Origin of the sequence: Nostoc sp., assembly GCF_036917435.1 — a bacterium.
Lineage (GTDB): Bacteria > Cyanobacteriota > Cyanobacteriia > Cyanobacteriales > Nostocaceae > Nostoc.
In genome coordinates, this window is the sequence record NZ_JBALDM010000055.1 from 1 (window position 1) to 15238 (window position 15238).

Sequence of the window (15238 nt, forward strand, 5' to 3'; positions counted from 1 at the left end):
AACAAATGAGTACTCCGAAATAACAAATGAGTTCGCCGAAATAACAAATCAGTACTCCGAAATAACAAATGAGTACTCCGAAATAACAAATGAGTTCGCCGAAATAACAAATCAGTACTCCGAAATAACAAATGAGTACTCCGAAATAACAAATGAGTACCCCGAAATAACAAATGAGTACCCCGAAATAACAAATGAGTTCGCCGAAATAACAAATGAGTTCGCCGAAATAACAAATGAGTACTCCGAAATAACAAATGATATCAAGTTCGCATAATTAGTTATAATTCCCACAGTCATTGCACCCCACCCCTTAGTCCCCTCCCCGCAGGCGGGGAGGGGAGACAAAGCGTAGCTTTGGCGGGGTGGGGTTCTTCGGGTTTAATAAGTAATCAAGCGAACATGATATGAGTACGCCGAAATAAAAAATGAGTTTTAGCTTTGTTACGCCAGCGTAACCACCGTAAATCTTTGGTGGATCAAGTTTTTCCGACTTGTGTGTACACCATAGCTTTATAAGGGGAGGGTTAAGGTGTATTGCATTCACACAAGAAGCCTAAAATCTCAAATTCAAAACGGTATTAATTTAAATAACTGATATATCTGGATGTGAGGCATCTAACATAGAGGATATCAACATTTGTTCAAAGACTTTAGAAAGAGCAGTTTGAAAACGCTGACGATGCTTGAGTTTGAAAAAAGGTCGAACTATTTCTACAATCGCACCTTTACCGTCTCTATTATCTATGACTCGAATTGTCCGCAGAGTCCCTAGTTGTATTTCTTTTTTTACCATCAACTCAGAAATTCCGATCGCACCGACACCATCTTCGATCGCTGCTTTTGTCATCTCTCCACTATTGAAGACTAAAATTACATCCAGTTCACTGAGATTAATTCCCCAATTTAGTAAGGCTTCTTCAAACCTTTGCTGGGTTCCAGAACCTGGTTCGCGCATCACCCAAGGGGTTTGAGTCAATTGGCTTAAGTCAATTTCTCCCCACTCAAACCAAGGGTGTTTTTGACCTACGACAATTTGTAAGCGATCGCTCCCCACTATTTCATACTCTAGTGTATTCTGAAGCGCCGGCTTGATATCTCCTTCCACCAAACCTAAATCAAACTGTCCTGTGGCTGTTCCGAGACAAATATCTTCTGTATTGGCAAGGCTACAGTTAATCTGAATACCAGGATATAGGCTCTTAAATTCACTAATCTTACTTGGTAGCCAGTAGTTACCAATAGTTAGACTCGATCCTAATTTCAATTCACCCCGTTGCAAATTGTTCAATTCTCGCAATCCCCTTTCAGTCAAGGAAACTTGGTGGAGAATTTTCTGCGCTTCTACTTGCAATAATTTACCCGCCTCAGCAATCTCGATATGGCGGCCAATACGGTGGAATAGTTTCACACCGTATTCTTGCTCTAAGTTGTGGATTGCTGCACTGACGGCAGGTTGTGTAATATAAAGCTCCTCTGCTGCACGAGTAAAGTGTAAGTGCTGTGCCACAGCTAGAAAGATTTTTAGCTGCTCAAGCGTCATTCCTGCCATTTATGGTATCCCTACAACTGGGTGTCAAAAGTTTTAATCACTTTCATTTATCATTTTGACAAACAAAAGCATTTGATTCTATCGGTTACTTTGACTAAAGTATAAATCAGAGCTTTCTACGTAGTCATTGGTCATTAGTCATTGGTAAAAGCGCCATGCCCAATGCCCAATTCCCAAGGATGAAAATAAGGACTTCCACAAATGAGCGATTTAGTAACTGCAATTACCACAGGGATTACCGCATTCACTGCCACCAACATCGATGATATTGTCGTTCTGACGTTGCTTTTTTCGCAAATCAGCAAAACGTTTCGCAATCGTCACATCCTTGCTGGTCAGTATCTCGGTTTTGCTGCATTGATCGTTGTTAGCCTTCCCGGTTTTTTCGGTGGAATGATTATACCGCAAGACTGGATTAGACTACTTGGTTTAATGCCAATAATCATTGGTGTGAGTGGTTTACTAAAACGCGAAGAAGATTCACCAGAAGAAGCCGAGCCATCTTGTCCCTCTATAGTTAGTAGTTTTCTCTCTCCGCAAACTTGCAACGTAGCTGCGATCGCCTTTGCCAATGGTAGTGATAATATCAGCGTCTACGTACCCCTGTTTGCCAACTCGGAATTAGATAGTCTGCTGGTGATCCTAAGTGTATTCTTTTCCCTAGTGGGTGTATGGTGTTACACCGCTTACAAGTTAACCTACTTGCCTGCGATCGCAAACTTCTTAACTGAGAATGGCAACACTTTTGTCCCTTGTATCTTGATTGGTTTGGGCGTATTTATTGTTACAGAAAATGTTACCTGGACTCTTTTATCTGTAGTTTCTAGTTATATATTCTCATTAATATTAGGTTTCAATACTCAGTCTTCAAGTGAAGAACAAGAAAAGTTAAGTATCTAGAAAGATGTGCATAATAAATTTTCTTAGCAAAATGAATTTAAAACTACAAAATATATTACCTATAAACAGGAATCAAAACATGAAAGTCTGGAAATCTCTGCTAATTGTCTTAATGATTGTCGCTAATCTAGCCTTTGCTCAACCTTCTTTTGCTGATAGACCAAAATTTAGCAAAAATCCTGACTACATTGAAGTGACGAAAGCACTTAACGAACTGTCTCAGACAAAAGATGCCCAAACTGAAGTTGGAGGTCTGACACCAGAAGAAATTCAAAAAAGAACTCAGGAATTAACACTGCAAAAATATGCTTTAGAGACGGGAATTAACTGGGGTAAATGCGAAAACCAAACAGGTAAGACCATCGCAGTATACGGCAAAAGACCCAACGATGAAGACAATGAAGATGCGGTATACGACAATGGTCTGTATTTTCTAGCTGATGGTCAGTCTACAAAAAATAACTGGGATTGTGATGGCATCTATCTACCGAATGATCTCAAAGTAGCAAATTTTACTTCTAGTCCTAGTGGGCAAGGTGAAGAATTGACAGGGCCTGTGGCTCTGAAGATCCTGGATGGAACTCAGTTGGTGATTAAGACAAGTCTAAATACTGGTGCGGTTGAATTGAATGTTCCGACAGTGAAAGTTCTTAACAGCAATAAAGCTAACTGGTTTATCCCAGAGATATCGCAGGATCTCATAGATACACGAGTTCCTAATGCGCCTAGCAATCAGTCTTGAAATAGAACTGCATAGTCCATTTTTGAATGATTGTTCTCAATTTAAACAGGGTAACAGCCAAGATTAGAGAAAAAACCTGATTTGCACTGGTGAAAAATCTCTCTAATTCTTGGCTGTTTTTTTATCACCCATTATTACTTACAGTTGTTCTATATCATCAATTACGAATTACGAATTATCCTGTCGCGCTTGTTTTATTTCGATATCTGCATTAAGATAAATTTTGAATAAAATGTACAATAACAATAAACATATTTCAGTAGCGCAACTATTGCGCTGGGTGCGAGTCATCTGGAAAGATATTTCCTACTACTTCCGCATTTTTTTAATAAGAGCCGCTTTGGGTACAAGGGTGTTATTGATGCAGTTAAAATTGAAATCCACAGAAAAGGATAAAGATCAAAAAAAGCCAGGACGACTCAATCCGTCTAGAGTCCGAGATCACTTGGCAAATGAGCGTACCTACCTGGCTTGGATGCGAACAGGGATTGCTCTTTTAGGTTTTGGTGTGGTTATTGTGCGTTTGCGTGCCTTCCAAGTACCTTTGATACCCCGTCCTGGTAATGGCTGGAAGTTAGGTTTAGTTTTCTCGCTGGTGGGTTTGATTACGGTGTGGCTCTCAACCAGTCACTATTTCGCTGTCCGTCGTGATATCGAAGAAGATACTTATGAACCGACGGACAGATGGGTATTGCTTTTCAGTCTTGCTGTGATGATTCTCGGAACTGGGGTAATCTATTTTGTTTTTACAACTTCTTTAGATCCAATGAGTCCACTTATTCCTGAGTAATGAGTGCTGAGTAATGAGTGCTGAGTAATGAGTGCTGAGTAAAAAGAAGACTACTTAGGACTTTCGCACTCAGTTTTTTCAAAACCGCACCTTATACAATTGGAATAATTCCCCTGGTTTCTGCGAAATTATTTTAGCACCAGCCGCTTTAATAGTTTTTTCCCACTCAGCTAAAGGCTCTAAAAAGACCTCAGCCCCCAGATAAGTTTCCAAAACTGCCCAATCTTCTGCTAGAGGCTGTTCTGGATTGAGGATGTCGAATACAAAATGTCCACCTGGTTTTAATACCCGCTTAACTTCTGCCAGTACTGCATTCCAGTATTCTAGTGGAAAATAGCAGCTAAAGCCTGTTGCGATCGCTAAGTCAAACTGCTCTGGTGAATAGTTTAACTGATGGGCTGCTCCTAATTCAACACCTTTGAACAGCTTAGAATTCAACTGTGGCCCACGAGAATTAAGGGTATCGCGTGCCACATTACTGATTTCTTGCCCATGAAAAAATGCTTGCCAATCCCGCCAAGGATAGATTAAAAAGCTGATCCCACAGCCAATATCTATACAGTGCTGATTTTTTTGAGGTTGAGCAACTTCCCAGAAAGGGGAAGCAATTCTCCCTGCAAAACTGCCTCCAATCCACTCGTGGAATATAGGCATCGCCTGGACTTCAGTTGGGAGTTCAAAAGTTTCACGTTGATATTCTCGGTTAAAGCGATAGGCTATTTGGCCTAATCTTTCGTCCCAGTTGCTTGACTTGGGTGAACTAAAGAGATTTTGGAACTGCGAATCGGACTTTTTAGACATTAGATTTTTGCTACTCTTTCTAAGGATTGTAGTCAAATTCGCTTTGCAATGTCTGTTAACAAGGCGAACGTGTCTACGCACCCCCATCCAATCTCCTGCTGGAGTTTGTCATTAGTCATTGGTACTAATCACCAATGACCAATGCCCAATGCCCAATGCCCAATAACTAATAACTACTATTCAACTTTTTCATACCAGATACCTACTTTCTCAAAAGCACCATAAGCAAGCTTCAAAAAATTCATTACTCTCTGTCTCCCAATTATCCCAAATTCTCTATACTCTCTAGCCTCTGCAAACGTCAGACGATTTTGGTCAATTATGTTTCTTTCTCTATACGCTAACTTCGGAAAATCTATAACTTTTATCTGATATTTACTTACTATGTTCTGAAAGTTGGAGTCTGACTCTACATGCTCCCAATCATCACACAGCCCTAAATTCTTCACCAGAACATGAGGGATTCTCTCACCGTAAGTATTCACTGACTGAGTAAACAGGTTAATGCTGTCGTATCCTCCTGTCGATACAAACCATTTGCAAAACATCACTCCCTGCGAACCCCCTAGCTCAAGTAATTGATTAGATTCAATCCACGCTTGAACTGCTCTATGAGATTGTGAGGCTAAATTTACAATTACTGGCTTCTCTATCGCCCACTCAAATATTCTATCTGCCTTATTTGCCTGTCGTTCATTCTCACTAAACACCGCATACTTACATATTTCCTTATATACCCCTGCCACATCTGGATTCGATCTATCTGTCTCCACTGGTACGAACGGGATTTTCTTATCCAGACAATACTGAATCATTGTCCTGGCAAAGAGAGATTTTCCTACCCCGCCTTTTTCACCATCCACAAAATGAATCGTCGGCATTACAGCCACCTCTAATAGTTATTAAAGTCTGAATATATCTTTCCCAAACGAAGAACGTTTTGGCAGTTGTCGCCTAGTTGTTTTGGTAGTTTTCTGAGACAGTATAACCTTCTTCAGAGCCGATTGAAGTCGATCTCGCAGAAAGTAAACGCTCTCTAACCCTGATAGTTCTTCTTTAGACCTCTTACATAAATGAAAAATATAAGAACCTCACCCCGCCAAAGCATCGGCTACGGTGTACACACAAGTCATCCAATTACCCAAAACAAAACAAAAACCTCACCCTGTCCTCTCCTTAATCCCTCTCCTTGAATAAGGAGAAGGACAGATTTTGCACAGCAAAATCAGGGTGAGGTATCTCCAGGGCTGCGCGATAAATCTTAAAACGCCGTCAACAACTACTTGTCTGTACACCGTAGCCTTAGCAAGGGGAGGGGTTAGGGGTGTCCTTCTCTTGTAGCTTTTATATTTATTTTTAGCTAAAACAGTAGAAGCCTCACACTCACTCTTAGGGGTGTGAGATAAATGCGCGGGAGTGGGGAGAAATGGTGATTAATATTTTTTGGCGTAGCTAAAACAGTTAATTGCTATATCGAGCCATTTGCGTAGACACGTACTCCTACAGAGAAGCAAGCTACGCGGAGCGTCTGCAAGAGTTGTGGCTTCTCAACAGACATCGCAAATTCTCCAGAATCAGCAGAGTGTTTAATGGGAACCACCACTTTTAACTACATCCTTTCCAGGGTATATTGGAATCTCAATCACAAACTTTGCACCATCTGATGTAGAACTGTACAAAATATTGCCACCATGTTTTTCTACAACAATTTGATAACTAATAAATAATCCCAGTCCCGTCCCCTTACCTACAGGCTTGGTGGTAAAAAATGGGTCAAACAACTTCAAGCGAATTTCTTCGGGAATACCCCCGCCATTATCGGCAATTGAGATAGACACTATATTGTCTGATTTTAGCTGAGTTTGAATCCAGATGCTGGGTGTTTTCTGTTGTCCGTTAATTTTTTCGACCGACTCTTCTAAAGCATCTATCGCATTCGTTAAGATATTCATAAAAACCTGATTGAGTTCTCGTGCATAACACTGAACCAAAGGCAATTCACCATATTCTTTGATAATTTTAATTTCAGTAGCATCTGCTTCTGTCTGAAGGCGGTGATGCAAAATTATCAAGGTATTATCGATACCAGAATGAATATCCGCTTTCTTAAAAGAAGCTTCATCCAAGCGGGAGAAATTTCGCAGTGACACAATAATATCCCGAATGCGTTCTGTACCGACTTGCATCGATTGAAGGATATTGCTAATGTCTTGTACAATAAAGTCGAGTTCTATAGAGTTAAGTAGTTTTTGAAGTGATGGTGGTGGGTTGGGATAATGCTGCTGATAAGCTATCACTAATTCCGCTAAGTTTTGAGTATATTGATCTATATAGTTAAGGTTGCCGTAGATAAAGTTGACAGGGTTGTTAATTTCGTGGGCTATTCCTGCTACCAGTTGCCCTAAGCTAGACATTTTTGCTGTTTGAATGATTTGTGCTTGGGTTTGTTGCAGTTGTGAAAGTGTATGTTGAGCAAGTTGAGCCTTCTCACGAGCTTCGGTATAAAGTTGTGCTTGTTGGAGAGCGATTAGCAGTTGACGATGAGCGTAGATGTAATCGAGAATTAGTCCAGCCAAGGGTACTAAATAGGCAACAATTTTCAAAAAGTGAGCAATGTTAAAATGATTATCGAACAGAGCCGTTGAGCCAAAAACCATGTGCAATTGGGTAGCGACATTGGGAATAGTACTAACTATCAGAGCGTGAGAGAATAAACTAGGATACTTGCGCCAAAAGCGTGGATAAATCAGAATGCCAGCTACTAAAAAAAGGATCAAGGGTATGATATCCCAAGGTCGAGTAATAATTGATTTAGGGAAGATAGTTTGTGGCAAGGTTTGACTAGTAGCACAAATAGCAATTATGCCGTAACAAACTAACCCAAAACCCAAAGTTACTGCAACTATAAACTTGATACTGCCTTGCCACCTTTTCGGTTTGCTAATCAGAAAAATGCTGACACCAATTATCGTCACTAACGCATTGCAAAGTCGGCAAAGTGCCCAAGTAAAAGGGATGAGCTTACTGTTATCAGCAACGGCTTCAATTAACCTATCGGCAGCTAGGGTGTGGAAAGCATCTATTAGCCCAGCACACAACAAAGTTACCCCAATAATTGGTGTAATAATATCGCTTTTTATATAGAAGTGAGCAAAAGCTAGAATAATAGTGAAAATGGCAGTACAAACAGCACTCCATTCTAAAATTGTATGGACAAAGCTTCCTGCCAATGTTTGGTAAATAACTTCTTGGCAAGATCCTGAATTAGTAGGATTACAAACAATCTCTAAATTCCGATATACCTGACTAGAAGCAAAACTAACTCCCAAAAAATTTAATGCTGATGGCAATAAGCAAATTAGCCATATTACCCAAATTAACTGAACAGGAAGTTTTAGTGTTTGCTCTGTTGATGTCGTAACCACAACCACCTCTGGAGTAGAAACTAATAGGTAGGAAAATAGAACAAAGTGCCTTTGACTGTATTATGAACAGAAACTTCACTTTTTTCTTTCTCTTAGAATTCCCAAAAACCATTCGTCTCTAACTACCTTAGTATTCTAGTGGTAATGTTACAAGCAGTAATGCCTGATTTTGGCATCTCGTCCAAACTGGAAGCGAAAAATTCAGTTAGTGAAACTATTAATTAAAAAACTTTTCAATCGACTTAAGTGGATTTGTACTAAGTAAGTAGGCGTAATTAAATATAAGATCAAGCCTCACCCTCAATCCCTCTCCAAAGAATCGGAGAGGGAAGCCGGAGGCAGGGTGAGGTTTTATATTTAATTTGATCCACTTACTTATCAGCCAGAGATTTAAGTCTCTGGCTGATGAATAAGTAAATACAAAATTCTGAGTAAAAGGCTCATTTAAAAGAGCCTTTTACGCAGATAAATGGAATGTTAACCCAAATCGAAAAGCAAGATTTCGCCGCCAATGTTGGTGCTAATTTCTAGCTGTTCTTCGCCGTTGATTTGCACTCCATCGCCGGCTCTTAGTTCCTCACCATTCAGGTTAACTATGCCTTGGGCTATTTGTAACCAGGCGTAGCGATCGCTTTTGACTTGATAATTAACAACATCACCTTGTTCTAAAACAGATGTATATAAATCAACATCTTGGTGAATTGTTACGGCACCATCGCGCCCATCTTTAGAAGCAATTAAGCGGAGTTTGCCACGCTTTTCTTCTAGAGGAAAAGCTTTTTGTTCATATCGTGGCGTTATTCCTTCTCGATCGGGAAGAATCCAGATTTGTAGTAAGTGTAGTGGTTCAGTTGGCGAGGGATTAAATTCACTGTGGCTGATTCCAGTTCCAGCGCTCATAATTTGGGCATCACCGGGGCGAATTACCGAACCAGTACCTAAGCTGTCTTTATGCTCTACAGCACCTTCTAAGACATAAGTGAGGATTTCCATGTCACGATGACTATGGGTAGGGAATCCAGCGCCGGGGGCGATGCGATCGTCGTTAATCACGCGCAGAGAGCGAAATCCCATGCGGTTGGGATCGTAAAAACTACCGAAGGAAAATGTATGATAGCTATCGAGCCAGCCCATTTTAGCGTGACCACGGGCGTTGCGATCGTGAATTAAGTGGGTAATTGTATTTTGAGACATAAATTTACCTCTTTGTTAATGAGTATTTATTTAGGGAATGAGGAGTTAAACATCAGAATGGAAGGAGCATACTTTTTCATTAACCTAATAACTTCTTAAACTTGAGTAAGTAGGTAGGTGTAATTAAATATAAGGTCAAACCTCACCCTCAATCCCTCTCCTTACTAAGGAGAGGGAAGCCGGAGGCAGGGTGAGGTTTTATATTTAATTTAACCCACTTACTTATTAATCTTGATGGATCGCTTGTCGAAGATATTTTTCAATTTCTTGGCTTCGTTTTGAACTATTTCAATAGTAAAGTATATACATACAAATGAAAAGTACGCACTTAAAAGTGACGTACTTACCAAAAAGATACTATTAGATTTAAGAAAGACTACTTTTCTCAAAAGTGCTTATTTTACAGCAGCAGGGATCTTTTGAGTTTTAGTAGTAGCCGCTTTGTTATTGCCATTCTCTTCCTTAATTTCTGCTACTTGCAGATGAGCTTCTAAGAACCAGAGTCGTTTGTCAATGGTGCGAGAAATTTCGGTGTAAAGATCGGCGGTATCAAGATCGTCTAAATCATCAGTTTTAGCGATCGCTTCTCTGATATGTTTAGCATAGAGTGCAAAGCGGTCTGCTAAAGCTGTCACGTGGTCTTTACCATCCAAAATATCTAAGGGATATTCTGGCAGAATTGAATTACTAGCTGCGGCGCGGGCTGTTCCAAAAGCGTATCCGCCTAAAGCTGTAATGCGTTCAGCTACCAAATCGATGAACTCTTCTAATTCCCCAGCAAGTTCATCAAATAATAGGTGTAGTTGGTAGAAGTCAGTTCCCTTAACATTCCAGTGGGCTTGCTTTGCTTGGGTTTTTAGATCCGAAGTAGCCGCTAAGGTTTGGTTGAGAAGTACCACGATTTGCACTCGCGCTTCGGCGGGAATGTCGATGCGGGTAGGGTACAGACGTGATGTAATGCTGTTGTCGCTCATGAGTCTACGTTGTTAATGCCTTTTAAATCTAACTTTACAGATATTAGTTGGCTGCGCGAAACTCTCTGACGATGGATTGTATTAATGGCTGAATGTGTTACTGTTCATGGCTTATACCATTTTAGATTTTGGATTGAGAATTTTTTCTAAGAAAGGGTGAAATGAAATTTAGATGCGGTGGTTTTCTATAGTATTAAATGTACCACCGAAAAGGCGATCGCGAACCATATCACTCTGCAAAAAGTCATGGGGAAAACCCAGTTCAATTTTACTAACTTCATCTAAGCGTTGTAGATGTTCTGGCGAGAGGCTGACATCTATTGAAGCTAAGTTATCTTGAAACTGCGTTAATTTACGTGCGCCAATGATCGGAATTATCACACCACTTTGAGCTAGTAACCAAGCTAATGCTACCTGTGAAGGTGTGTGTCCAATTTCTGCTGCAACTTCACTGACAACTTTAGCGATCGCTAAATTCTTCTGTGAAATCTCTCCCCCAAAAGTTTCGAGTCGTCCTTTTTCACCGCCTGCTTGAGGAGGTTGATTATATTTACCTGTCAGCACACCACCACCTAAAGGCGACCACGGTGTTACTGCTAAATCAAAGGCTTTTGCCATCGGTAGCAAATCACGTTCTGGTGTCCGTTGAATTAAACTATACTCAATTTGCAAGGCGACAAACTGCGTCCATCCTTGGTATTGAGCGATGGTATTTGCTTGAGAAACAATCCATGCGGGTGCGTCAGAAATACCGATGTAAAGTACTTTACCTTGACGAACTACATCATCGAGCGATCGCAATACTTCTTCAATCGGTGTTGTGAAATCCCAAGCGTGCAACCAAAACAAATCAATATAATCGGTATTCAGCCGTTTCAGGCTACCTTCTAAAGACTGGATTAAATTCTTGCGATGGTTTCCACTGGCGTTAGGGTCGCCTTTTTTTTCGTTCATCTGCAAGGGAAAGGAATATTTTGTCGCAACTACAAAGCGTTCCCGTTCTTTAGCGATTAACTCGCCGACAATTTTTTCACTACTACCATCGGTATAACCGTTGGCGGTGTCAATGAAATTTCCCCCTGCTTCTGTATATGCGTCAAAGATTTTACGACTTTCGTCAACAGATGCACCCCAACCCCAATCTTCACCAAAGGTCATGGTTCCCAAGGAGAGTTCAGAGACTCTTAACCCGCTTTTGCCCAAGAGTTTGTATCTCATGAATATTTTCTCTTTAACGAAAAAACTAAGCAAATACTATTCCAAAAGCATGATACTTCAGATCCCCGAATTCTTAAAGAAGTCGGGGATTTGGCTTCGCTACAATAAGTCTACGTCAAGTCAAAATAAGACATAATGACCTACACCTCACCCAAACTAATTACTTTTGAAGAGTTTATAACTCAATATGGTGATAATACACGCTACGAACTAATCGACGGACAACTAAGAGACATGGAACCTACAGGGCCACATGAAGCTGTTGCAGGTAGTATTGCTGGTAGAATTTATGTCGAAATTTTGAGTTATAAATTCAACTGGCTAATTCCAAAAACTTGTCTGATTAAACCACCTGCTGCTGAAGCTACAGCACTGCGTCCTGATGTAATTGTTTTAGATAAAGCCGAACTTAGAAAAGAACCGCTCTGGCAAAAGGAACCGATTATTTGTAATGGAAGTACTATTAAACTTGTTGCTGAAGTTGTGAGTACAAATTGGCAAGATGATTATGCCAGAAAAGTTGAAGAATACGCTTTTCTTAACATCCCAGAATATTGGATTGTGGACTTTCGGGGCTTGGGTGGCTTACAATTTATCGGCAATCCCAAACAACCCACATTCACCGTTTGTCACTTAGTTAACGGTGTGTACCAGCAGCGACAATATCGCTTAGGAGATACTATTTCTTCAGAAATATTCCCAAATATACAACTTAAGCTAGATGACATTATGCATATTTAATAAATGAAATTTTGTTTTAGCTGAGGTGAATTGCATTGTTTAACTCAGGCAAGAGCGATCGCTACAGTTTTCTAAGTTAGAATAATTATTTCTATGAACTACTACGTAATCTACGACGGAAATTGTAATCTCTGCGTTAGCCTAGTGCGATCGCTAGAAACCTTAGACAAGGGACAGTTATTTCGTTACACTCCCATGCAAGATGAGCAGACACTTTTAGGGTGGGGAATTACAGCCCAAGACTGCGAACAGGGAGTGATTTTAATTGATGGTAATGAACCTCAGAAACGTTGGCAAGGTAGTAATGCTATTGAAGAAATTGGGCGCTTATTGCCAGCAGGAAACATATTTGTAGATGCTTATCGAGCCTTACCGGGGATGAAATGGGCAGGCGATCGCTTTTACGAACAAATCCGCGATAATCGTTACACCATATTTGGTAAGCGTTCTAATACTTATCAATCGTCTTACTGTGTTGATGGTAGCTGCAAACCAATTTAAACCGTGGCAAGCAGAAGACGCGATAAATCGCCGTCTCTACAAAAGGCTGATTATTGTAGAGACGGCGATTCATCGCGTCTTTGTAATGATTTATCATTAGGCAGAATTTGTTCTGGTAAAAAATCCGCCTCCAGGTGCTAGTAAAAAGTCTGGTAGACAAACCATTATGCTATCTGGCGTGTTTGTAAACATTGTGCAATCAATGATATTGCGATCGCACCATAATTCAGCACAACATACTGACGGGAGGGATACTGCGTGAGAATTGGTGCTAACTACTTGGGTAATGGAGAATGTGAATTTACAGTTTGGTCGCCGCTACAAGATAGCGTCACTGTAAAAACTTTGACACCACAGGAGCAGGTTATTCCCCTCAAGCCTCAGTCTGAGGGATACTGGCACGCGAAAGTGAATGATGTGTATCCGGGTACGCTTTATCGGTATGTCTTAAATGGCCAAGACGCTTTTGCCGATCCCGCGTCACAGTATCAACCTGAAGGAGTGCATGGCCCGTCTCAAATTGTCGATCATCATTTTGAATGGACAGATGAAGGGTGGACTGGCATTCCTGTGGAGTCGATGATTTTTTACGAAGTCCATGTTGGTACTTTCACACCTGAAGGAACTTTCACCGCCATTATTTCTCGTCTACCGGAACTCAGGGAACTGGGAATTAATGCGATTGAAATCATGCCTATCTCCCAGTTTCCGGGAGACACTCATATTGAAGCTTCCCTCACATACCGCAACTGGGGCTATGATGGCGTTTATCCCTTTGCTGTCCAAAATTCCTACGGTAGTCCAGCCGAACTAAAGCAACTGGTGAATGCTTGCCATCAACACAATATTGCTGTGGTGTTGGATGTGGTGTATAACCACTTTGGGCCAGAAGGCAATTATATGGGGCAGTTCGCGCCCTACTTTACTAAAACCTATAAAACACCGTGGGGCGAAGCGCTGAATTTTGACGATGCCCACAGTCAGGGTGTGCGAAATTATTTTATTGAAAATGCGCTTTACTGGTTGCGCGAGTTCCACATTGATGCATTGCGGCTTGATGCTATTCAAGCAATTTACGATTTAGGTGCGAAGCATTTTTTATGGGAACTAGCGGAAGCAGTTCATCATTTTTCACAACAAGGGCAAAAATGGAAACGCCATTTAATTGCCGAAAGTGACTTGAATAATCCGCAAATCATTCGTCCGGCAGAATTGGGGGGATATGGTCTTGATGCTCAGTGGAGTGATGATTTTCACCATGCATTACACGCACTTTTAACAGGCGATCGCCAAGGATATTATCAAGATTTTGGACAAGTTGCGGATCTGGCAAAAGCTTACAATGATAGCTTTATCTATGATTGGAAGTACTCGCCCGATCGCAAACGATTTCATGGTATCTCTTGCCGCGATCGCAATTTCTCACAGTTTACAGTCTGCATTCAGAATCACGATCAAATCGGCAATCAAATGAAAGGAGAACGCCTTAGCCAGCGAATCTCTTTTGAAGGATTAAAGTTAGCTGCTGGGGCTGTGCTGCTGTCGCCCAATTTACCCTTGTTATTTATGGGAGAGGAATACGGCGAAACTGCACCCTTCATTTATTTTGTCAGTCACTCCGATCCAGATTTAATTCAAGCAGTTCGAGCCGGACGCAAAGAAGAGTTTGAAGCATTTCACTACGCAGACGATCCCCCAGATCCTGAATCCGCAGAAACTTTCTTAAAATCTAAACTCAATTGGCAATTACGCCATGAAGGTAATTACAAAGTTCTGTGGAATTGGTATCGTCAGTTAATTAATTTACGCAAGACGCATCCAGCCCTTTTGAATCAAGACCGCAATTTCATCGAAGCGACTAGCGATAAAGAAAAGGATTTGGTCATTGTGCGTCGTTGGTGCGAATCGAGTGAACTAATATTTGTGATGAATTTCAATTCGTCTCCAGTGACAGTGACTCTGCCAATTCAGTACGATGCTAATAAATTGTTAGACTCTGCTGATACCTCATGGTCTGGGCCTGGTTCAGAAGCTGCTGAACATCTGTCTGCGGGGAAGGAAGTGAAATTGCAACCTACTAGTTTAGTACTCTATGAAAAAGGATGAGGGGGAGAGTTAAAACTTCAAGTTTCAGCCTCATAACGAAACTTCCAAATAAAAAACATCCAAAAATTTCTTGTGGTGCGGGCATCTTGCCCGCTAATCATCAAGGACGGGCAAGATGCCCATCCCACAAGATGGAATAATTTATTTTTTGGTGTTCCCTAACATCGAGTTTCGAGTAAAAAGGTTCAACGTTCAGGCTAAAAGGCTCAACGTTCATGCAAAAAGGCTCAACGTTCATGCAAAAAGGCTCAACGTTCATGCAAAAAGGCTCAACGTTCATGCAAAAAGGCTCAA

The 15238-nt window shown here is 40.9% G+C and carries 14 protein-coding genes; 6 read left to right on the plus strand and 8 right to left on the minus strand.

The genetic code is table 11. The annotated features are described in order from the left end of the window. Nucleotides 1-586: 586 nt before the first annotated feature. On the minus strand, nt 587-1552 hold the full coding sequence (locus V7K98_RS26520; RefSeq protein ID WP_335027394.1) for a LysR substrate-binding domain-containing protein: 966 nt from the start codon (nt 1550-1552) through the stop codon (nt 587-589). A gap of 201 nt (nt 1553-1753) precedes the next feature. Here V7K98_RS26520 and V7K98_RS26525 point away from each other — a divergent pair, with 201 nt between their 5' ends. From V7K98_RS26525 to V7K98_RS26535, 3 genes are all read left to right on the plus strand, one after another. Further along, nucleotides 1754-2452: a cadmium resistance transporter gene (locus V7K98_RS26525; protein ID WP_335027398.1), complete on the plus strand. Its 699-nt coding sequence runs from the start codon at nt 1754-1756 to the stop codon at nt 2450-2452. Nucleotides 2453-2531: 79 nt separating this feature from the next. Further along, entirely contained in the window at nt 2532-3194 is a 663-nt protein-coding gene (locus V7K98_RS26530; RefSeq protein ID WP_335027400.1) for a hypothetical protein, read from the plus strand. 232 nt (nt 3195-3426) lie between these two features. Continuing rightward, entirely contained in the window at nt 3427-3984 is a 558-nt protein-coding gene (locus tag V7K98_RS26535) for a YidH family protein (protein ID WP_335027402.1), read from the plus strand. A 78-nt stretch (nt 3985-4062) separates the two neighbouring features. Here the strand turns inward: V7K98_RS26535 and V7K98_RS26540 are convergent, their stop codons facing one another. The 6 genes from V7K98_RS26540 to V7K98_RS26565 all read right to left on the minus strand — a co-directional run bounded on the left by V7K98_RS26540 (nt 4063) and on the right by V7K98_RS26565 (nt 11596). Next, on the minus strand, nt 4063-4785 hold the full coding sequence (locus tag V7K98_RS26540) for a class I SAM-dependent methyltransferase (RefSeq protein WP_335027404.1): 723 nt from the start codon (nt 4783-4785) through the stop codon (nt 4063-4065). Between the two features lie 176 nt (nt 4786-4961). Then, nucleotides 4962-5666 carry a mobilization protein gene (locus V7K98_RS26545; protein WP_335027406.1) on the minus strand — a complete coding sequence of 235 codons (705 nt, stop codon included), beginning with the start codon at nt 5664-5666 and terminating at the stop codon, nt 4962-4964. 705 nt (nt 5667-6371) lie between these two features. Further along, nucleotides 6372-8210 (minus strand): ATP-binding protein, encoded by a 1839-nt coding sequence (locus V7K98_RS26550; protein WP_335027407.1) that lies wholly within the window; start codon nt 8208-8210, stop codon nt 6372-6374. A 477-nt stretch (nt 8211-8687) separates the two neighbouring features. Next, nucleotides 8688-9404 carry a pirin family protein gene (locus V7K98_RS26555; RefSeq protein WP_335027409.1) on the minus strand — a complete coding sequence of 239 codons (717 nt, stop codon included), beginning with the start codon at nt 9402-9404 and terminating at the stop codon, nt 8688-8690. Nucleotides 9405-9799: 395 nt separating this feature from the next. Further along, entirely contained in the window at nt 9800-10378 is a 579-nt protein-coding gene (dps, locus tag V7K98_RS26560) for a DNA starvation/stationary phase protection protein Dps (RefSeq protein WP_335027411.1), read from the minus strand. 168 nt (nt 10379-10546) lie between these two features. Beyond that, nucleotides 10547-11596 carry an aldo/keto reductase gene (locus V7K98_RS26565; RefSeq protein WP_335027413.1) on the minus strand — a complete coding sequence of 350 codons (1050 nt, stop codon included), beginning with the start codon at nt 11594-11596 and terminating at the stop codon, nt 10547-10549. 135 nt (nt 11597-11731) lie between these two features. Between V7K98_RS26565 and V7K98_RS26570 the strand changes: the two genes are divergently transcribed. From V7K98_RS26570 to treZ, 3 genes are all read left to right on the plus strand, one after another. Beyond that, nucleotides 11732-12337 carry a Uma2 family endonuclease gene (locus V7K98_RS26570; protein WP_335027415.1) on the plus strand — a complete coding sequence of 202 codons (606 nt, stop codon included), beginning with the start codon at nt 11732-11734 and terminating at the stop codon, nt 12335-12337. A 93-nt stretch (nt 12338-12430) separates the two neighbouring features. Beyond that, nucleotides 12431-12838 (plus strand): thiol-disulfide oxidoreductase DCC family protein, encoded by a 408-nt coding sequence (locus V7K98_RS26575; RefSeq protein WP_335027417.1) that lies wholly within the window; start codon nt 12431-12433, stop codon nt 12836-12838. Between the two features lie 258 nt (nt 12839-13096). After that, entirely contained in the window at nt 13097-14944 is a 1848-nt protein-coding gene (treZ, locus tag V7K98_RS26580; RefSeq protein ID WP_335027420.1) for a malto-oligosyltrehalose trehalohydrolase, read from the plus strand. A gap of 100 nt (nt 14945-15044) precedes the next feature. Here the strand turns inward: treZ and V7K98_RS26585 are convergent. Continuing rightward, nucleotides 15045-15238, minus strand: a 194-nt coding sequence (locus tag V7K98_RS26585) for a hypothetical protein (protein ID WP_442940447.1), incomplete at its 5' end; no start/stop codon positions are given.